General features: G+C 64.2%; 14 protein-coding genes. 6 read left to right on the forward strand and 8 right to left on the reverse strand.

The features are described 5' to 3' along the window. Positions 1 to 15: 15 nt before the first annotated feature. From KUV82_RS03160 to KUV82_RS03180, 5 genes are all read right to left on the reverse strand, one after another. A complete protein-coding gene (locus KUV82_RS03160) occupies positions 16 to 3,162 on the reverse strand; it encodes a TonB-dependent receptor (protein WP_219955455.1) in 3,147 nt (1,048 codons plus the stop codon). Positions 3,163 to 3,297: 135 nt separating this feature from the next. After that, positions 3,298 to 4,824, reverse strand: coding sequence for a tryptophan halogenase family protein (locus KUV82_RS03165; RefSeq protein ID WP_219955456.1), 1,527 nt, complete (start codon positions 4,822 to 4,824; stop codon positions 3,298 to 3,300). Beyond that, positions 4,821 to 6,284 carry a tryptophan halogenase family protein gene (locus KUV82_RS03170; protein WP_258319823.1) on the reverse strand — a complete coding sequence of 488 codons (1,464 nt, stop codon included), beginning with the start codon at positions 6,282 to 6,284 and terminating at the stop codon, positions 4,821 to 4,823. The genes KUV82_RS03165 and KUV82_RS03170 overlap by 4 nt, the downstream gene beginning before the upstream one ends. A 53-nt stretch (positions 6,285 to 6,337) precedes the next feature. Continuing rightward, positions 6,338 to 7,351, reverse strand: a complete 1,014-nt coding sequence (locus KUV82_RS03175; protein WP_219955458.1) for a tryptophan 7-halogenase — start codon at positions 7,349 to 7,351, stop codon at positions 6,338 to 6,340. Continuing rightward, positions 7,348 to 8,874 carry a tryptophan halogenase family protein gene (locus tag KUV82_RS03180; protein WP_258319824.1) on the reverse strand — a complete coding sequence of 509 codons (1,527 nt, stop codon included), beginning with the start codon at positions 8,872 to 8,874 and terminating at the stop codon, positions 7,348 to 7,350. The genes KUV82_RS03175 and KUV82_RS03180 overlap by 4 nt, the downstream gene beginning before the upstream one ends. A 163-nt stretch (positions 8,875 to 9,037) precedes the next feature. Between KUV82_RS03180 and KUV82_RS03185 the strand changes: the two genes are divergently transcribed. Genes KUV82_RS03185 through KUV82_RS03210 form a run of 6 tightly spaced genes read left to right on the forward strand, consistent with a single transcriptional unit; the run spans position 9,038 to position 15,830 of the window. Next, on the forward strand, positions 9,038 to 10,222 hold the full coding sequence (locus KUV82_RS03185; protein ID WP_258319825.1) for a Gfo/Idh/MocA family protein: 1,185 nt from the start codon (positions 9,038 to 9,040) through the stop codon (positions 10,220 to 10,222). Continuing rightward, a complete protein-coding gene (locus KUV82_RS03190; protein WP_219955459.1) occupies positions 10,219 to 11,277 on the forward strand; it encodes a sugar phosphate isomerase/epimerase family protein in 1,059 nt (352 codons plus the stop codon). Before KUV82_RS03185 ends, KUV82_RS03190 begins: the two co-directional genes overlap by 4 nt. A 24-nt stretch (positions 11,278 to 11,301) precedes the next feature. Beyond that, positions 11,302 to 12,711 carry an MFS transporter gene (locus tag KUV82_RS03195; protein WP_219955460.1) on the forward strand — a complete coding sequence of 470 codons (1,410 nt, stop codon included), beginning with the start codon at positions 11,302 to 11,304 and terminating at the stop codon, positions 12,709 to 12,711. After that, the gene (locus KUV82_RS03200) at positions 12,708 to 13,268 is read left to right on the forward strand and encodes a gluconate 2-dehydrogenase subunit 3 family protein (RefSeq protein ID WP_219955461.1); all 561 of its coding nucleotides are present in this window, start codon (positions 12,708 to 12,710) and stop codon (positions 13,266 to 13,268) included. The genes KUV82_RS03195 and KUV82_RS03200 overlap by 4 nt, the downstream gene beginning before the upstream one ends. A 13-nt stretch (positions 13,269 to 13,281) precedes the next feature. Beyond that, positions 13,282 to 14,988, forward strand: a complete 1,707-nt coding sequence (locus KUV82_RS03205; RefSeq protein WP_219955462.1) for a GMC oxidoreductase — start codon at positions 13,282 to 13,284, stop codon at positions 14,986 to 14,988. Continuing rightward, positions 14,988 to 15,830 (forward strand): sugar phosphate isomerase/epimerase family protein, encoded by an 843-nt coding sequence (locus KUV82_RS03210; protein WP_219955463.1) that lies wholly within the window; start codon positions 14,988 to 14,990, stop codon positions 15,828 to 15,830. The genes KUV82_RS03205 and KUV82_RS03210 overlap by 1 nt, the downstream gene beginning before the upstream one ends. A gap of 10 nt (positions 15,831 to 15,840) precedes the next feature. Here the strand turns inward: KUV82_RS03210 and KUV82_RS03215 are convergent, their stop codons facing one another. From KUV82_RS03215 to KUV82_RS03225, 3 genes are all read right to left on the reverse strand, one after another. After that, positions 15,841 to 16,848 carry a glycoside hydrolase family 5 protein gene (locus KUV82_RS03215; protein ID WP_219955464.1) on the reverse strand — a complete coding sequence of 336 codons (1,008 nt, stop codon included), beginning with the start codon at positions 16,846 to 16,848 and terminating at the stop codon, positions 15,841 to 15,843. Positions 16,849 to 16,874: 26 nt separating this feature from the next. Further along, positions 16,875 to 17,891, reverse strand: coding sequence for a LacI family DNA-binding transcriptional regulator (locus KUV82_RS03220; RefSeq protein ID WP_219955465.1), 1,017 nt, complete (start codon positions 17,889 to 17,891; stop codon positions 16,875 to 16,877). Between the two features lie 127 nt (positions 17,892 to 18,018). Continuing rightward, a complete protein-coding gene (locus KUV82_RS03225; protein ID WP_219955466.1) occupies positions 18,019 to 19,053 on the reverse strand; it encodes an SMP-30/gluconolactonase/LRE family protein in 1,035 nt (344 codons plus the stop codon). Between the last annotated feature and the right edge of the window lie 63 nt (positions 19,054 to 19,116).

A 19,116-nucleotide genomic window follows, 5' to 3' on the forward strand; every position in this document is an offset into this window, starting at 1 on the left:
GGTTCGACCTTGGCGCTAGTAGCTAGCGCGGATGATGAAGCTGAAGCGGCGGTCGTTGCGGAAGTAGTTCCGCGGCGCCCGCAGGCCGGCTTCGTTGATCGTCTGCTCGGTCTCGGTGATGTCGTCGAGCAGGTTCACCGCCTGCACGCCCAGCTTCCAGTTCTCGTTGATCGAATAGAAGATCGATGCGTCGAGCTGCCCGGTTGCCGGCTGGTAGATCGAGGCAAACGGGAAGATCACGTCACGCGGGGTCAGCTGGAAACCGCTCCGCCAGTTGTAGGCAAGGCGGGCCTGCACGTCGCCCTTCTCGTAGAGGCCCACGAGATTGACGTTATGCTTCGAAACGCGCGGGAAGATGCCCCGGTCGTTGGCGAAGCGGGCCACTGGGATATCGTCCTCGGCCGGGAGCGCGGGGTCGATGACCGGTTCAACGCCGTTTGCGTCGATATAGGTGTAGTTGAACTGCAGGCCGAGACCGCTGAGCACACCGGGCAGGAAGTCGTAGAATTGCTGGTAGGCAATCTCGAAGCCCTTGAGCGAGGCGTTCTCGTCGGCGTTGATCAGCGTGTTGCGGGCAACCTGGAACCCTTCCGCTTCAAGCAGCGTCGGTTCGAAGTTGATGTAGTCGTTCACGGATTTGTAGAACCCGGTCAGCGTGATCGAGCCCGCATCGGCGAAATACCATTCCCAGGCGAGATCGAGGTTCCACGAGGTCTGCGGCAGCAGCGACGCGTTGCCCGAAGGCGATCCGCCGATACCCGCAGCCGTGAACCCGCCAAAGCTGCGCGAACCGTCCGCCGCCACGATGTCCGGGAGCGTATCGAAGCGAACGCGCTGGAACACCTGGTCGACACCGGGCCGCGAAAGCGTCTTCGAGACCGCGAAGCGCAGGACATGGCCGCCGTTCAATTCAAGCTTGGCGTTGAAGCTCGGAAGCCAGTAATCGTAGTCGGTCTTGACCGGCGCGGTTGCCACACGTCCGCTTCCGAAGAAGCTGCGCAGCGCTCCGAGGTCTTCGCCGCAGATGCCGGGTTCGGTGAAGCCGGGATCCGACCGTTCGGGAGCTGTCGGATCGCACAGGCGCGCTTCGGAGAAGATCGCGTCGAACGCCGGGATGCTAAGCACCGTGTCGACCGTACGCGAGGTGTTGACGTAGCGCAGGCCGAAGTTGCCGCTCAGGATCGCGCCGCTGTCGAAATCGTGGCCCCAGTCCAGCCGTGCGTAGGCCGAGAAGGTCTCGCGATCGACATTGCCGACTTCGCTCGGGAAGAAGACCGAACCCGGGATCAGGCTTTCGGAAGCGCCTTCACGATTGCCCAGCGTGGCGTAGGGGCCGCCATAGGGCCCGTTGCCCGTGGCACCGCCAGCAGCGGCGCGGATGGCCTCGATGGCGTCCGCCCAGGACCCGTAGTTCGAGGTGGCCACTCCGTTGTAGATGGGGATGCCGCCCGACAGGCCGGTCGAACCGCTGCCGCGCCGGAAGAACCCGTCGAAGTCGTAGAGATTGAACAGGCCGCCAACCGCGTTCTCGATTGCCGGATTGGGATTGCCACCAAGCAGGACAACCGATTCGAAGCTGTTGAAGTCGCCGCCCGAGCGACCCTGGATGTCGCGGCCGGTCCAGACTTCGGAGATGTTGCCCCAGTTGTAGTCCGTCTGGCGCAGCAGGCTATCCTGCTTGGACCAGCGCACGCCGGCGCGCATGCTGCGCAGCCAGCCATCTTCGGAAAAGTCGTATTCCACATCGCCGCGGAAGGCGAGCGAGTCGGCTTCGTTCTCGGTGATGTGATCCATCGAAGAGCGCAGGAAGAAGTTCGACGGGTCCTGGTAATAGGTGTCGGGCTCGCCTGCCGGGATGACGTGGCGCACGACCGGAACGCCGCTGCCGCTGGCATCGATGAAGATCGGGGCGAAGAACGAGCCATGGACCGTGAGGTCGACGATCTCTGCCTTCGAATCGACATACTGCGCATCGAAGTTGAAGCGCAGGCGATCGGTCGGGGCGAACTTCAGGTTGAAGCCGAAGTCGCTGGTGACATCCTTCGAATACTGTTCACGGAACAGGGCGAGCTGCTGGCCGCCGGTCGAAGGGAAGTAGGCGGCGGTGCCGTTGGGGCCTCGCCAATGGCTGTTGTCGGTGATGGTACCGCTCTGGAACACACCGTCGCTGTCGAAGACGAAATCGCTGGGATCGAGGCCGTCGCGCGAACCCGAATTGTCCACCGTTGTCTCAGTGACGTTCTCGCCCCAGACGAGCTCGGAATCCGAGCGGAGGAACTGGGCCGTGGCAATCCAGCGACCGTCGTCCGATTCGTACTGGAGAGCACCGGCAAGCGTGAGGCGCTCGCGCTCGAATTCCTGGCTGCGAACGCCGCCGCCGCCCGGCACGTAGACCGTGCCCTCGCCGTAATCGGCTTCACGGTAGTCGGCGATGCTTACGGCATCGGCGCGCGACTTCAGTTCGCTATAGGCGGCGTTCAGAAGCAGGCCGAACCGGCCGCCGCTGGTGTCCCAGACATTGGAGTAGAGGCCCGAGAAAGTCGGGGTGAGTTCCTTGGAGAAGTCGCCGTAGTTCGCTTCGGCCGAGAAGGCGATGAGCTGGCCGTTGGTGTCGAACGGCACGCGGGTGCGCAGGTCGATCGTGCCGGCAATGCCGCCTTCGACGAGGTCGGCGGTCTGGTTCTTGAAGACCACCACGCTGCCGAGCAGCTCGGGCGACACATCCTCGAAACCGAGCACGCCGGCCGAGTTCGCACCGAAGACATCGCGACCGTTGAGTTCCGAACGCACGAAGGGGAAGCCGCGGATGGTGACGCCCGAGCCCTCGACTGCGAAGTGGTCGGGATCGTCGGGACCGGCAAAGCGCAGGACGTTCACGCCGGGCACGCGCTGGAGGACTTCGGAGACGCTGCGGTCGGGCAGGGCGCCGATGTCCTGTGCGGTGACGACATCGACCACCGTGTCGGAATCGCGCTTCAGGTCCTGCGAGGTTGCAAGCGAGCCGCGAATGCCGCTGACGATGATCGTGTTCTCGTCATCCGCTTCCGGATCGTCGGTTTCCTGGGCCAGCGCCGGCGAGGCCGCCAGCAGGCCGAGCGTCGATGCGCTGGCCATGAGTGAGCGGCCCCAAACGGCGCGCGCGGTGCCTTTCCGCAAAGTCATGTATTTTCCCTCCCGTCGATCACCCCTTCATGAGGGGTTGTGATTCAGATCGTCCAGTATGTTCTGTCCTAAAATTGGCAACGTTGTCAACTCTGGTCTCGAACGGGCGCGAAACTGGTGCCCCTTTGCAACAGCCTAAGGCGGCGGGAGGCCCTCTGCCGCGCAGTTCTTGCGGATGAAGTCTTCGTGGGTCGGCATGCTTTCAACCGCATGCCGGATCGTGCCGCCGATCTGCTCGATGACCGAATCGATCCGCTCGATCGGCAATTTTGCGATCAGGGGATTCGCACCTTTGGCTTCGATCCCCTGGCCATGCATGACGGCCAGCCAGCTGGCGGTTCCGAAGACATCGCCCGTTTCCTCGTAGATCCGCCCCGACGCTTCGAACTGGGCGATGCGCCGCGCGAGATCGGGCGAGCGAGCAATGGTCTGGCAATGCCGCCAGAAGGGCGTGTCGTCGCGCCGCGTGGCGGTGTAGTGCAGGACGAGGAAATCGCGCACACGCTCGTACTCACGGTCCGTTCGTGCGTTGAACGCGGCGATGTCTGCGGGGTTGAACCTTTTGTCCGGGAAATGGGTGAGCAAGCGGGCAAGGCTCGTCTGGATCAGATGGATACTGGTCGATTCCAGCGGCTCCATGAACCCGGCCGCGAGGCCGAGCGCCAGCACATTGCCGTTCCAGACGCGTTTGCGCTTGCCTGTCATGAAACGCAGCAGGCGCGGCTCCGCCAGGGCTTTCCCGTCGAGATTGCCGAGCAGCGTTTCGCGGGCCTTCTCATCGTCCAGGTATTCGCTGCAATAGACGTAGCCGTTGCCTGTCCGATGTTGCAGCGGGATGCGCCATTGCCACCCCGCTTCGCGCGCGGTGGCGCGTGTGTAGGGGATGGGAAACCCGTTGCTTTCGCTGGGCACGGCAAGCGCTCGGTCGCAAGGCAGGTGCTCACGCCAGTCTTCGTAACCCGTGGCGAGCGCCTGCTCGATAAGGAGGCCGCGAAAGCCCGAGCAATCGATGAAGAAATCGCCTTCGATGCGCTGTTCGTCTTCGAGCATGAGGGCCGCGACATGACCGCTTTCGCCATCCTGTTCGCCCCGCGCGACCTTACCTTCGATCCGCTCGACGCCCTTCGCTTCGGAGAACCGGCGAAGGAAGCGGGCGTAAAGGGCCGCGTCGAACTGGAAGGCATAATTGATCCCCGACAGCGCCGATTGCGGCCGGTCGGTCAGCGGGCGCATGAACTTCCCGGCCTTCGCCGCTTCGACCATCAGCGCGTAGGAGAACAGGTCATCCTTCTTGCCGGCCAGCGCGCGGTGGATCCAGTATTGGTAGAACGGGATCGCATCGAAATCCCTGCCAAAATCGCCAAAGGGGTGGATGTAGCTGTGGCCTTTCTCCAGCCAGTCCACGAACTCGATGCCCAGCTTGAAGGTCGCATTGGTCTCGCGCACGAAGGTGTCTTCGTCGATGCCGAGCATGGCGTTGAAGCTGATGATCGGCGGGATGGTCGCCTCGCCCACGCCGACGGTCCCGATCTCTTCGGATTCCACCAGGGTGACCTTGGTCCGCGTGCCCTGCAGCACGTTGCCAAGCGCGGCCGCTGCCATCCAGCCTGCGGTCCCGCCACCAAGAATGACGATCCGGTCGAGAAGGTGCGACTGGCTCATGCGCTGCGACCTTCCTCAAGCGATCCCTGGCGCGCCAGGAAGGCTTCGTGCGTGGGAAGCGCCGCAGCGGTCTTAGCCAGGACGCCCCGCATGTTGGCAAGGCTCCTGGAAAGATTGTCCTCGCTCAGCGCCTCGACCATGGGATTGTATCCTTCCGGCCCCCATCCCTGGCCTTCGGCTACGGCAAGCCAGCTGGTCAGGTCGAAGAGCTCCGCATCGTATTTGAAGAACCGCCCTGAACCCCGCAACAGCGCCAGCTTGCGCTCGAGCGATGGCGGGACATCCATCGTGCGGACGTAGTCCCAGAAGGGCTCTCCCGATCGCCGGGTCGCCTTGTAGTGCAGGATCAGGAAATCGCGCACATGGGTGAAATCGTCGCGCATCAGGCGGTTGTATTCCTCCCGCTCGACCGGGGCGTCGCGTGTTTGCGGGAAGAGCGAAACCAGCTTGGCGATGCCGGACTGGATCAAGTGGATACTGGTCGATTCCAGCGGTTCAAGGAAACCGGCAGAAAGCCCGATGGCAACGCAATTGCCCGACCAGAACGCGCGCCTGTGCCCGGTCGAAAAGCGCAGATGGTTGGGCTGGGACAGCTGCTCTCCTTCGAGGCTGGAGAGAAGGATGGCCTCGGCCTCGTCCGGACTCATGTGCTCATCGCAATAGACATGCCCGTTGCCGGTGCGGTGCTGGAGCGGGATGCGCCACTGCCAACCGGCAGGACGAGCGGTCGACCGGGTGTAAGGCTCGGGCGGTCCATCGCGCGAACACGCCACCGCGACCGCACGGTTCGCGGGCAACCAATGGCTCCAGTCTTCGAAACCGGCTTCGAAAACGCCTTCGGCGAGCAGCGCGCGAAAGCCGGTGCAATCGATGAAGAGATCGCCCTCGACACTCCGCTGCCCATCGAGGGTGAGCCCTGTCACGAGGCCGCTTTCCCCATCGCGCTCGACCGTCTCGATCCGGCCCTCCATCCGCGTCGTCCCCCAGCCTTCGGCAAGGTTGCGCAAATAGGCGGCGTAGAGGCCGGCGTCGAAATGGAAAGCGTAGGCGAGCTTGCCGACTACCGGGCCGTGGTCGGGTTCGGGGCGGATGAACTTGCCGCCATAGGCGCACAGCGCGTTGAGCGAATAATCGCCAAGTCCATGCGGGTCGCCCAGCGCCTTCAGGCGGGTCCAGAAGTGGTGGAATTCGATCCCCTCAAGGTCGAAGCCATAAGTGCCGAACGGGTGGAAATAGCGCTCTCCCGGAGCACCCCAGTCGGCGAACTCGATACCCAGCTTGTAGGTCGCCTTCGTGGCGCGGACGAAAGCGTCCTCGTCGATCCCAAGCCGCTCGTTGAAGGTCCCGATGGGAGGAATGGTGGCCTCGCCGACCCCTACGGTTCCGATGGCCTCGGACTCGACCAGCGTTACGCCGATGCCGGCGCGCTTGCAGAATTTCGAGAGGGCGGCGGCCGTCATCCATCCCGCCGTTCCACCACCTGCGATCACAACTTTGCGGATCTCTCCTGCCCTCATGCGGCGATCCCCGGAGTCGAAAGCTGGCTCTTGAGCTGATCCAGCCAAGTCATCAGCTCACTTTCGGGCACGGCATCCGCCAGGCGATCATGGCGTCGGGGCATAAACCCGCGCGCCAGCAGGGCCGCCAGCCATTCGTGCAGGGCGAAAACCTCATAATCCTCCTGCGGAACGCGTCCGCAGGCCGAGAAGACGTCAATCTTGCGCCGCAAGGCTGGCCGGTCTGACCCGGCGTAGTCGGTATCGAACAGGAGCGCTTCCATATCGGCAATGCGCTCGGCCTCGGCTTGCGAGAGCCGGTTGAACTCGCGCTGTTCCGGTGGCGAGCTGTCAGGCCCGGCGGCCAGCGAAAGCCAGCGCTGCGCGCCAAGCAACGCGCTGCGGAAGGCGAGGCCCGGAATTTGATAGCCGCAGGCGAGATTAACGGTCTCTCCCTCCCAGCGTGTGAGACCGGGCTGCACCTGGCATGCGAAGGTTATGTCGGGCGAGACTGCCTGCGAAGCGTCTTCGAGCCGCGCGCCCAAGGCTTGCGCTCGCTCCCTCATTAGGTCGGCATAGCGGCCATGCGCAGCGCAGATACCGGACGCGATGGGCATGCGCTGGGCTTGCGAGACGGAGAGGGTGCTACCTCTGCTCGCAAGCATCAGGGCCGGCGAGAACCTTTCGATACGGTCGGGCATGCCAAGGCTTTGCGCGCGCAGCCAGTGCTGGTGAAACTCGGCTCCCCCTCGCGCCGGCCCGTAACCATCGAAGGGCAGCTGCACACCCTCGATCTCGGTCGCAAAAGCAGCCCTCGCGCCAATCGCATCGAGCGCAGCGGCGTCGAGCCCGATCTCGGCGTGGAAGCGGTGGAATTCGGGCCTTAGCAGGACGACCTGCGCCGGGTCTTCGACGCGCGAGGCCGCTATGGTGACCTCGGCGCCCGCGCCGGCAAGGCGCCGGGCGAGTTCTGCGCCCACGACCATCGGCATGGCCCCGAGGCCGGTCACGCGAATGCGGAACGGCTTCATGCAGCGCTCCGCCGATGAGTGTAGCTTTGCAGGTATTCCGCGTGATCCGGCATGGAGGCCGCCGCCTTGGCTATGTGGTTCTTCAGCCCAGCAAGATGCTGGCGCACCTCTGCCGAAGGGAGCTGGTCGACACGCCAGTCATAACTCTGCGGAAGCATACGCTGCCCGATCATCACCGCGACCCAGCTGGGTACGAGAAACAGCCCGTGGTCGTAGCGCGCCACATGCCCATGCGCGGTGAAGAGCTCGATCTTCTCCGCCAGCGAATCCGGCACCTGCATGGTGCGCATGTGGTTCCAGAACGCGGAATCGTCACGCTCCGTGGCGTGGTAGTGAAGGACGAGGAAATCGCGAATGCGCTCGAACTCGAGGTCCATCCGGCGGTTGTATTCCTCGCGCTCCACATGGTAACCGCCATGGCTTGGGAACAGCTCCAGAAGCTTCGTGATGCCTTCCTGGATCAGGTAGATGCTGGTCGATTCCAGCGGCTCCAGAAAACCGCCCGAAAGTCCGATGGCGACGCAATTGCCATTCCACAACTTGCGCCGTTTCCCCGTCGTGAACCGCAGCACGCGGGGGTCGGCCAGAGCGGCTCCATCGAGGTTGGTAAGCAGGCTCTCGCAGGCCTCCTCGTCATTGGTGAAAGCGCTTGCGTAGACATGACCGTTTCCGGTGCGATGCTGGAGCGGGATGCGCCAGCGCCATCCGGCGGTGTCGGCTGTGGCGCGCGTGAACGGAAGCAGCGGGCCACTGCTTTCGCACGGAACGGCGACGGCCCGATCGCAAGGTAGCCACTCGTCCCAGCGCTCGTATCCGGTCTCCAGGGTTTTCTCGATAAGCAGCCCGAAGAAGCCGGTGCAATCGACAAACAAATCACCCTCGATGCTGCGCCCGTCCTCGAGCGTGATCGAGCGGATCGTCCCTTGCTCCGGCTCGCGCTCGACCGAGACGACCTTGCCTTCCACCCGTGTCACCCCGCGCGCTTCGGCGTGCCGGCGCATGAACGGCGCGTATTGGAGGGCGTCGAACTGGTAGGCGTAGCGGTAGGTGGAAAGGACCGAGCGCGGATCATCGCTTGGCGGCTGGAAGCGGCCCATCCGGCTGGCGATAACCGGAAGCGAATAGGAATCGAGCGGGCCCGTCTCCTCCACGTCGGCGAATTTCCGCCAGTACTGGTGGAAGGCGACGCCGTTGTTGGGCATTCCGAAATCACCGAAAGGGTGGATGTAGGAATCGCCCTTGCGGCCCCAGTCGACGAACTCGATGCCAAGCTTGAACGTCGCGCTGGTGGCGGCCATGAACTCGGCTTCGTCCACGCCGATCGTGTCGTTGAACTGCTTGATGTGGGGCAGGGTCGCTTCGCCCACGCCGACCACGCCGATGGCTTCGGATTCGACCAGAGTGATGCGCAGTCCGGTGGGGCCAAGCATGCTCGCCAGGCCCGCTGCCGTCATCCAACCGGCCGTCCCGCCGCCGACAACGACGACGTGATTAACGGGATCCGGATCTCCGCCTGCGCTCACGATTTCGCTCTCCTCCCGCGCCAGACAAGACTGTGCTATGCAGCCCTGTCAACGGCGGCGCTTGGCCTTTCCGCCCAATAATGCGAACGCTCTCTTGACGCTCTCTGCCGAAGGGCATACCAAATTGACAACGTAAGACAATAAGCAATCGAGGGAGGGGTGCTTGACAGCGGCGGGAGCCTTGCGTCTTGGGATGATTGGCGGCGGGCAGGGTGCGTTTATTGGCGCCGTCCATCGGGCTGCTGCGCGACTCGACGGCGCGACACAGCTCGTATGCGGTGCGTTCAGCCGCAATCCCGAAAACGCGCGCACAACCGGGGCTGAGCTCCATCTCGATCCGGCGCGGTCCCATTCCGATGCCAGCGAACTCTTCGCAGCCGAAAGCGCGCTTGAGCACGGTGCGATGGAAGCGGCGGTTATCGTGACACCCAACGACAGCCACGTTCCCCTTGCGCTCGCTGCGGCAGGGGCGGGCTTCCATGTCCTGTCCGACAAACCGGCGGGGATTTCGCTTGCCGAGGTGGAAGAGCTCGCCGAGGCGCTGGAAGCCAGCGGCACGGCTTACGGGCTCACTCACACCTATCTTGGCTATCCGATGGTGTGGCAGGCACGGCACATCGTGCGCCAGCCCGGTTTCGGGCCCGTGCGCCGTATCCTCGTCGAATACACACAGGGTTGGCTTGCCTCCCAGGTGGAAGCCCAGGGCAGCCGGCAGGCGGAATGGCGCACCGACCCGGCGCGTTCGGGACCGGCGGGCGCATTCGGTGACATTGGTAGCCACGCGCACAGCCTTGCGGAATTCATCGCGGATTCGCGCGTGGCCCGCGTCGCGGCCCGCCTGCGCAGCCATTTCGACGGGCGGCTGCTCGACGATGACGGCGAGGCGAGCTTCGAAATGGAATGCGGGGCGACCGGCGTGCTGGTTGCTAGTCAGGTCTGTGCCGGCGACGAGAACGATCTGACCATTCGCGTCTTTGGCGAAAACGCCGGGCTGGAGTGGCGCCAGATGGAATCGAACACGCTTGTCGAGAAGCGCGGCGACGGCAGCGTCCTCTGCCACCGCGCAGGCGTCGACAAGCCGCTGTGCGAGGAAGCGCTGGCGCGCTGCCGCCTGCCATCGGGGCATCCGGAAGGGTATTTCGAGGCGCTTGCCAACATCTACCGCGATTTTGCCGCGGCGATCCGTGCCGGCTCTTCACCCGCTGCCCACGGCGTGCCCGGCATTGCCGAGGCGTTGCGGGGCATGGCTTTCCTCGAGGCCTGCGTCGCGAGCGCGGCGAACGGCGGAGCCTGGACCGACATTGCCGAACCAAGCGCGGGGCCAGACCGGAAAGGATTGCTGTCATGAAGGAAATCCGCGGACCCGCCATCTTCCTCGCCCAGTTCCTGCGTGACGAGCCGCCCTACGATCGGCTCGACACGATCGCCGACTGGGTGGCATCGCTCGGATACAAGGGCATCCAGGTGCCCTCGAACGACGCGCGCTGCATCGACCTCGATCTGGCTGCCGAAAGCCAGGACTATTGCGACGAACTAGCCGGCCGCTGCGCCGAGCGTGGTCTTGCGATCACGGAACTGTCCACGCATCTGCAGGGCCAGCTGGTTGCGGTGCATCCCGCCTATGACGAGCTGTTCGACGCCTTCGCGCCGGCAGAGCTTCACGGGAAGCCTGCGGAACGCCAGGCTTGGGCGGTCGAGCAGATGGAGAAGGCGGCGATCGCTTCGCGTCGCCTTGGCCTGAAAGCCTGCGCGAGCTTCTCCGGCGCGCTCATGTGGCACTTGGTCTATCCATGGCCGCAGCGCCCGGCGGGGCTCGTCGAAGCGGGCTTTGCCGAGCTTGCCAAGCGCTGGCGCCCGATCCTCGATGTTTACGAGGACAACGGCATCGACGTCGCCTTCGAAATCCATCCGGGCGAGGACCTCCACGATGGCGCGAGCTTCGAGACCTTCCTCGAGGCTGTCGATTTCCATCCGCGCGCGAACATTCTCTACGATCCGAGCCACTTCGTCCTGCAGCAGCTCGATTACCTTGGCTTCATCGACCGGTACCACGAGCGGATAAAGGCCTTCCATGTGAAGGATGCCGAATTCCGTCCCGACGCCCGCACCGGCGTTTACGGCGGCTACCGCGACTGGGCCGAACGTGCGGGCCGGTTCCGCTCGCTCGGCGATGGCCAGGTCGATTTCCGGCAGATCTTCAGCAAGCTCACCCACTACGGATTCGACGGCTGGGCGGTGCTGGAGTGGGAATGCTGCTTCAAGCATCCCGAACAGGGCGCGGCCGAAGGCGCCCCGTTCATTGCCGATCACATCATTCGCCCGACGCCCTACGCCTTCGACGATTTCGCCGGCGGCTCCGAGGACGAGGGAAAGATCGCCCGCGCGCTCGGCATAGAGAACTGACCGCTGGGCCGGGGAGAGGGAATTATGGCAACCGCACCAATGGAGGCGATCGCGCCTACCGAGATCAACCGCAGCCGGCTGTTCCTGCTCGCCTGTCTCTCGCTGATCGTGACCGCGATGACCTTCGCGATCCGCGCGGGGATCCTGACCCAGCTTTCGGACCAGTTCGCGCTTAGCGATACGCAGCTTGGCTGGGTCAACAGCATGGCCTTCCTGGGCTTTCCGCTGGCGATGGTCGTGTTCGGGTTCCTCTACAACAAGCTCGGCCCGCGCCTGATCATGATCCTGGCCTTTGTCGGCCATCTGCTCGGGCTGGTCCTGACGATCCTTGCCGATGGGTTTCTCGGCCTGCTGGTTTCGACCTTCTTCATCGGCTTCGCCAACGGTTCGGTCGAGGCGGCCTGCAACCCCCTGGTCGCCGACCTCTACGAGGACGACAAGACGAAGTGGCTCAACCGCTTCCACGTCTGGTTCCCCGGCGGCATCGTGATCGGCGCGGTCGTGTCCTACCTCATGACGAACGCCGGGATTGGCTGGCAGCCGCAGATCGCGGTGATGCTGATCCCGACCGCGATCTATGGCTTCTTGGTCTTCACCACGCGCTTTCCCGATGTGGCCGAGAGCGAGCGGATCGTCGAGCTCGATACGAGAGGCATCTTGCTCATGGGGGCGATCCTCGGACTGCTGGTGCTGATTGGCACGCCGAACGATCTGGTAGGCGGACTGCCCGGCACCTTCGTGCTCCCGCTGGTGCTGGTGCTGGGCCTCACCTTCTTGCTCATGCTGTTTCGCGCTGGGCGCGGACGAGATGCGGCGCTGCTGGTGGTGCTGATGGCGATCATGAGCATCACCGCGACCTCGGAGCTTGGGACCCAGCAATGGGTGGATCGCATCCTTGGCGCACAGCTTGGCAACCTTCCCGGACAGGCGATGATCGTGCTCGGCATGGTCACCGGCATCATGGCCGTGGGCCGCTATTTCGCAGGCCCCCTCATCCACGCGCTCAACCCGCTAGGCGTCCTGTTGATGAGCGCGGTGCTGACGACCCTCGGCCTGTTCCTGATGGCCTCGGCAAGCGGGGCCATGGTCTATGTCTCGGCAATCATCTTCGCCGTCGGCGTGTGCTATTTCTGGCCCACGATGATCGGGGTGACGGCGCAGTATGTGCCGCGCTCGGGTGCCCTTGGCATGAGCCTAGTCGGAGCAGCCGGCATGTTCGCCCTGACGATCTGGAACCCCATCATCGGCAGCTGGATCGACAGCGCGAGGTCCAGCGCCGAGGCGAGCGGGCTGGAAGGCACGGCGGTCGAAGTGGCCGCCGGGCAAGGGGCCTTGTCGCAGCTGGTGTACTTCCCTGCCGTGCTGATCGCGATTTTCGCGGTGCTCTACCTCGCGCGAAAACCGCTCGAACAATCGGCGGAGAAGTCATCATGACAATCGGCTCGCATTCCATGGACCGCCGTACGGCTTTGCGCGGCTTTGTTACCATCGCCGGGGCCGCAGTCGTCCTGCCCTCGATTGCGACCCTCGGTGGCTGCTCTGCCGCTCCCGCAACACTCGATAAGCACACGGCCCTGCTCAAGGCCCTGGTCGGCCGGATCATCCCCGCAACCGATACGCCCGGTGCGATCGAAGCCGGCGTGCCGGAGTACATCGCCGCCGTCTTCCAGCAGCACATGACACCCGAACAGCAGTCCGACTTTGCTGCCGGTCTCGACGCGATCGCCGCGCTGGCAAAAGGCGAGGGTGCTTCAGACTTCGCTGCGGCGACGCCGGACACGCAGGATGACGTTCTCGGCAAGCTGGCAGGGACAGCCGATGGCACCCCAGGCAAGGACACATGGCAGCAGCTCCACGACATGACCGTGTTCGGTTTCTACACCTCCGAAGCGGCGACCGAGGAGCTTGCCTACGAGGAAATCCCGGGCCGCCATATCGGCTGCCTCCCATTCGAAGACGTCGGCCGGGCCTGGCTCGATCGCGGCGTCTGACAGGATCGTATTCATGGCTATCAACCAATCCTTCGATGTCATCGTCGTCGGCTCTGGCATGTCGGGCGGCTGGGCCGCCAAGGAGTTCTGCGAGCGCGGAATGAAGGTGCTCGTCATCGAGCGCGGCAAGCAGACCGAACGCGGAGCCGACTATGTCGGCGAGAACATGGAGCCGTGGGACATGGAGTTCCGCGACCGGGTCGATCCGAAGCTCGTCGAAAGCGACTACCCGATCCAGAACGAGTGCTACGCCTTTCGCGAAAGCACCCGCAACTTCTTCATCAACGACCGCGAGAACCCCTACTCGCATCCCGACGATGCGCCGTTCCAGTGGCTGCGCGGCGACCAGGTCGGCGGCAAGTCGCTGATGTGGGCGCGCCAGAGCTATCGCTGGAGCGATACCGATTTCGGCGCGAACAAGGCCGATGGCCACGGCACCGACTGGCCCATCCGCTACGCCGATGTCGAACCGTGGTACGAACATGTCGAACGCTTCGTCGGCATCAGCGGATCGCGCGAGGGGCTGCCGCAGCTTCCCGACAGCATCTTCCAGCCGCCGATGGAGATGACCTGCGTCGAGAAACACGCCAAGCAAGGGATCGAAGCGGCGTTTCCCGACCGGCGGCTGATCATCGGCCGGGCCGCGCATCTGACCGAACCGACGCAGGAGCAGTTAGCCCTTGGCCGCGGCAGCTGCCAGTTCCGCAACCAGTGCGAGCGGGGCTGCTCTTTCGGCGCCTATTTCTCGAGCGTCTCTGCGACGCTCCCGGCCGCCCAGAACACGGGCAACCTCACCATGCTGACCGATACCCATGTGGAGGAGGTCACCTATGATCCGGCGACCGGGCGTGCGAGCGGGGTGAAGGTCGTCAACCGCAAGACCCGCGAACGCCAAGAAATCGGCGCGCGGGTGATCTTCCTGTGCGCTTCGACCATCGGGACCTTGCAGGTTCTGCTGAATTCGCGTTCCGAAGCGCACCCGACCGGCCTTGGGAATTCGAGCGGGGTTCTTGGCCGCTACGTGATGGACCACCACCACCGGGTGGGCGCGAGCGGTCTGATGCCCGGCTTCGAGGACAAGTATTTCGCAGGCCGCCGGCCCAACGGCATCTACCTTGTGCGCTACGCCAATCTCGACAACCGCACCGACGGGGAATTCCTGCGCGGTTTCGCGTTCCAGGGCGGCAGCGGCCGATCATCCTGGACTCGCGCTCTCGGCGGCGGGGAGTTCGGAGAGGGTCTGAAGACCTCGCTGCGCCAGCCGGGTCCGTGGTACTTCACCTTGCAGGGTTTCGGCGAACACCTCCCGAGCGCGGAGAACCGCGTCACGCTCCACGAGACCAAGAAGGACGCCTTCGGCATCCCGCAGGTGCATGTCGACGTGCGCTGGGGCGAGAACGAGGCAAAGATGCGTGCCGCCATGAAGCGCGATGCCGCAGCGATGCTCGAAGCCGCCGGTGCGAGCGAAATCGAGGCGTTCGAGAGCGAAGCCATTCCCGGGCGGTGCATCCATGAAATGGGCGGTGCGCGGATGGGCAGCGATCCGGCGACATCGGTCCTTAACAAGTGGAACCAGATGCACGATGTGCCCAATGTCTTCGCCACCGATGGTTCGGCCTTTGCCTCCATCGCGTGCCAGAACCCCTCGCTCACCTTTATGGCGTTGACCGCGCGCGCCGCGGACTATGCCGCACGCCAGATGCAAGAAGGACGTTTGTGATGACGACATTCGAGACCAGCCGCCGGACCTTTCTTGCAGGCGCGCTCGGAGCGGGCGTCCTTGCCTGTTCGCCTGCCGCAACCACCGCTCCGGCTGCGGCGCCGCCCTATGCCGGTCGCCTGGGCGTCCAGCTCTACACCGTCCGCGACCTGTTCGAGGCGGATTTCGCAGGCACGCTGGCGGCGCTGGCAAAGATCGGTTTCAACGATTGCGAAACCGCAGGATTTTTCGATCACGACCCGAAAGAAGTCCGCGCGGCGATGGACGATCTCGGGCTGGTGAGCCGGTCCGGCCATATCCGCCTGCCCCAGCTTCGCGAAGGCTTCGCCGAGCAGCTCGATACAGCCGGGATTGTCGGCCAGCAGGCGCTCTATCTCGGCTGGATACCGGAGGAAGAGCGCAGCGGCGACAAATACCGTGCGCTGGCCGACCTGCTCAACCAGCGCGGGGAAGAGGCCAAGGCGGCCGGGATCCAGCTCGGCTATCACAATCACGAGTTCGAATTTCTAGATCTGGGGGATGGCACGAAGGGCTACGACATCCTGCTGGAGCGCGCGGATCCTGAGCTCGTCGCCATGGAGATCGATTTCTTCTGGGCCGCGGAAGCCGGGGTCGATCCGCGCGACCTCTTTGCAAGAGCGCCCGGGCGTTTCCGTTCGTGCCACATCAAGGATCGCGCGAGGGATGGAAGCATGGTCTCGGTTGGCAAAGGCACCATCGACTTCGCTGCCTATCTCGCCGAAGCGGGACAGGCGGGTCTGGAGACCTTCTATGTCGAGCATGACAACCCCGAGGATCCGCTCGCCTCGGTGGCCATGAGTTTTGCGCACCTGATGGGCTAGACGCCCCGCCTCAGCCCTCGGGAATGAGGGCCTTGAGCATGTCCTCGTCCCACCCGGTCTCTTCGGTGTAAAGCGCGAAGGTATTCCCGTAGGACCACAGGCACCAGGGGATGCCAGCATCCCCCATGGCCTTCGAGACGGCAGCGGCCCATTCGGTTCGCTCGGCGTTGTCGATCGGGGAATGGGCACCGAACTCTCCAAGGAAGACGGGGCGCCCGGTCGCTTCCCTGAAGGCCGTCGCAGTGTTCACGTCTGCTGCCAGCTGCGCGCGGTCCTCGGCCGATCCCCAGCCGCGTGTGCCTTTCGGCATGTCCTCGCCAAGCCAAGAAGCCTGCTGGTGGGTGAAATCGAACGGGTCGTAATAGTGGAAGGTGTAGACCACGTTGGGATCGTCGCTTGCGAGATTGGTTTCGAGCGTGCGGATGCCCGACCACTCCTCGCCGCCCAGGATCACGATGCGATTGGGGTTGCGCGCACGGATGATGGCCAGCGCCTGGGCTTGCGTCTGCCGCATGGCGGCGCCTTTCAGTTCCTTATGCGGTTCGTTGAGCGTTTCGAACCAGACGCTGTCGGGCAGATCGGCGTAGCGCGTCGCCAGCTCGCTCCAGATCGCGCGGTAGCGTTCCATCTGCGTTTCGGGCTCGTCCATGATCTCTTCGAAATGATGGACGTTCAGCACGACGTTGAGCCCTGCCGCCGTTGCCCAGGCAATCTGCTGGTCGACCAGGGCGGCGAAATCGGGATGGATCCGGAAGCTTGGGGCCGGGCCGGTGTAATCGCTCCAGCGCACCGGGATACGAACCGTATCGAAGCCGGCGGCGGCGATCCGGTTGTAATCGGCCTCGGTATAGGCGCGGCCTCCCCAGTCGTAGCCCTTGGGCGTTTCCAGCGCGTTGCCCATGTTGACGCAGCGTTTCGCGGTGAAAGCCTGCGCGATCGGTTCATCGGCAGCGATGGAGGGCGCCGAGGCCGACAGCGCAAAGCCCGACAACGTTATCAATAGACTGCGATACTTCATGGCGGATCCTCCCGGGGGTGTGTGGGTCAGGGTTTCGGCGGGGCGGTGGTGTCGCGCAGCACGAATTCGTGATCGAGCACGATCCGGCGCGCTTCGACCGTGCCGCGCGTGCTGAGCTGGGATATCAGCTCCCGCACAGCGGTTGCGCCCAGCTCGCCGAGCGGCTGGCGAACGGTGGTCAACAAGGGGCGCATCCGTGTGGCCACGTCGGCATCGTCGAACCCGACGACGGACATTTCTTCCGGCACGGCCACGCGGTGGACATTGCAGGCGGCAACCACGCCGGCGGCCATGTCGTCGTTCGAACAGAAGATTGCAGTCGGTCGTTCCTTGAGGCCGAGGAAGTATTCCCCCGCTTCGAAACCCGATTCGAAATCGAATTCACCCGGACGTACCAGCGCAGGATCGACGGAGAGGTCGGCGGCCTCCATGGCGACGGTGAAGCCGGCAAAGCGAATATGGCTGGACCGCTGGTCCTCGATACCGCGGACAAAACCGATCCGCCGATGGCCGAGGCCCAGCAAGTGGTTCGTGAGTTCGATCGAGGCCTGGTAATCGTCGATCTCGACGAGGACACCGCGGTTGGCGATGTCGACCGGTCCGATCCGCACGGACGGCAGGCCGAGCTCTTTCAGCACGAAATCGACCTTGTCGCTCGTGGCATAGGGAGCCACCAGCATGACCGCGTCCGGCTTGCGGTGGAGCAGCAGGCCCTCGAACGCTTCGCGGATTTCCTTAACAGATTTGCCCGAGAGCCCTTCGAACAGGTTGATCGAAAGCTGGTACCCGCGCTCCTGGCAAGCGATAACCGCGCCGAACTGGATGGCGTTGATGTAGCTCGAATTGGTCGTGTGGCAGATGAGGGCAATATCGTAGGAACGGTTGCCGCGCAGCGAACGGGCCGATTGGCTGGGCACATAATTCAGCTGCGCGACCGCCTCGCGCACCTTGCGCTGCAGCTTCTCTTTGACGTGCGGTTCGTTGTTGAGGACGCGCGAGACGGTCTTGATGGAGACGCCCGCCAGGTCGGCGACGTCTTTCATTTTGGCTGTCTTGCTGGAACCCGATTTGCTCACCCAACCCCCTTACACCGGCCCATGCGGTCCGCCCACATTGGGCAGGCTATCCTTCCACGATGTGCAGCGGGGATGGAGGATGCAAGGCGCGCTTTCAAGCGCTTGCCGTTCGGCTGGCGGAAACTTTGGTGCGCACGGCAAGCAGGCGGTCCTGTGCGGTGATGAAGAGGGTGTGCCCATCCTCGCCGAACGCGCAGTTGGCGGTCGCCCGGCCGGTGGCAATGCGCCCATGGCAAACGCCCTCCCTGTCGATGACGAGAACCCCGCCCGGACCTGCGAGAAAAAGGTCGCCGTTCGCCGCCATGGCCATGCCATCCGGCAGGCCGGCGTGACCCTGCCGATAGGGTGTGGCATCGAACCATGTGTGCGGCCTTGCACCCGCTCTCAAGTCGAGCTTTCGGACGATTGATGCGGACGGGTCCGACTGGCTGATGAAAAGCGCTTTCTCGTCCAGCGATAGTGCCACGCCGTTTGGGAAGGTCATGTCCTCGACAATGCGGGAGAGAGTCCCGTCAGGAGAGAGGCGGTACACGCCGTTTGCGGCCATCTCCTTTAGCGGTGAGGCGTCGAGGCCGGCGAGCCCATAGGGCGGATCGGTGAAGAAGAGCGTTCCGTCTGCCGCCTCGATCACATCGTTGGGGCTGTTGAAGCGCTTGCCTTCAAACCGGCTCGCCAGCGTTTCGCGTCGTCCGGTGGTAAGGTCCATTGCCTGCACGGCGCGCTCACCATGGTTGCAGATGGTAAGGCGGCCATCGCGTGAGAGAAGCAGGCCGTTCGCCCCGGGTTCGCGAAAACCTTCTGCCGCCTCCTGCGCGCCCGACGGATCGAGAAAAACGCTTGCCCCGCCGGTCTCGCTCCATCGGTAGGCCCGATTTGCGGGGACGTCGGTGAAGTAGAGCGTCTGTCGCCTGGCGTCCCAGGCCGGACCCTCGGCCCACTGATAGCCGGAAGCGAGCAGGCGCCCTGCCTGGCTGGTGTCGATCCGCGCGTCGAAGTCGGGAGTGAACCGCTCGAACCCGATCGGGTTGAGGGCCTGGGCCTGCCTGTTGCCGTGGCTGCCCATGCAGCCGGCCAGAAGCGCCCCGGTCCCGCCGGCCAAGATGGACCGCCGCGTGACAATTGCCTGCATCACTATCCTCCCGGAAACGCCTATAATCTCATGTTGACAACCTTGTCAAAAACCGCTGCGATG

Source organism: Qipengyuania flava (assembly GCF_019448255.1).
GTDB lineage: Bacteria > Pseudomonadota > Alphaproteobacteria > Sphingomonadales > Sphingomonadaceae > Qipengyuania > Qipengyuania flava_A.

Excerpts from the sequence above, each read along its gene's own strand:
- KUV82_RS03160 (WP_219955455.1), bottom strand. The coding sequence starts at position 3,162 with ATGACTTTGCGGAAAGGCACCGCGCGCGCCGTTTGGGGCCGCTCACTC.
- KUV82_RS03165 (WP_219955456.1), bottom strand. The coding sequence starts at position 4,824 with ATGAGCCAGTCGCACCTTCTCGACCGGATCGTCATTCTTGGTGGCGGG.
- KUV82_RS03170 (WP_258319823.1), bottom strand. The coding sequence starts at position 6,284 with ATGACGGCCGCCGCCCTCTCGAAATTCTGCAAGCGCGCCGGCATCGGC.
- KUV82_RS03175 (WP_219955458.1), bottom strand. The coding sequence starts at position 7,351 with ATGAAGCCGTTCCGCATTCGCGTGACCGGCCTCGGGGCCATGCCGATG.
- KUV82_RS03190 (WP_219955459.1), top strand. The coding sequence starts at position 10,219 with ATGAAGGAAATCCGCGGACCCGCCATCTTCCTCGCCCAGTTCCTGCGT.
- KUV82_RS03195 (WP_219955460.1), top strand. The coding sequence starts at position 11,302 with ATGGCAACCGCACCAATGGAGGCGATCGCGCCTACCGAGATCAACCGC.
- KUV82_RS03200 (WP_219955461.1), top strand. The coding sequence starts at position 12,708 with ATGACAATCGGCTCGCATTCCATGGACCGCCGTACGGCTTTGCGCGGC.
- KUV82_RS03205 (WP_219955462.1), top strand. The coding sequence starts at position 13,282 with ATGGCTATCAACCAATCCTTCGATGTCATCGTCGTCGGCTCTGGCATG.
- KUV82_RS03210 (WP_219955463.1), top strand. The coding sequence starts at position 14,988 with ATGACGACATTCGAGACCAGCCGCCGGACCTTTCTTGCAGGCGCGCTC.
- KUV82_RS03215 (WP_219955464.1), bottom strand. The coding sequence starts at position 16,848 with ATGAAGTATCGCAGTCTATTGATAACGTTGTCGGGCTTTGCGCTGTCG.
- KUV82_RS03220 (WP_219955465.1), bottom strand. The coding sequence starts at position 17,891 with ATGAAAGACGTCGCCGACCTGGCGGGCGTCTCCATCAAGACCGTCTCG.
- KUV82_RS03225 (WP_219955466.1), bottom strand. The coding sequence starts at position 19,053 with ATGCAGGCAATTGTCACGCGGCGGTCCATCTTGGCCGGCGGGACCGGG.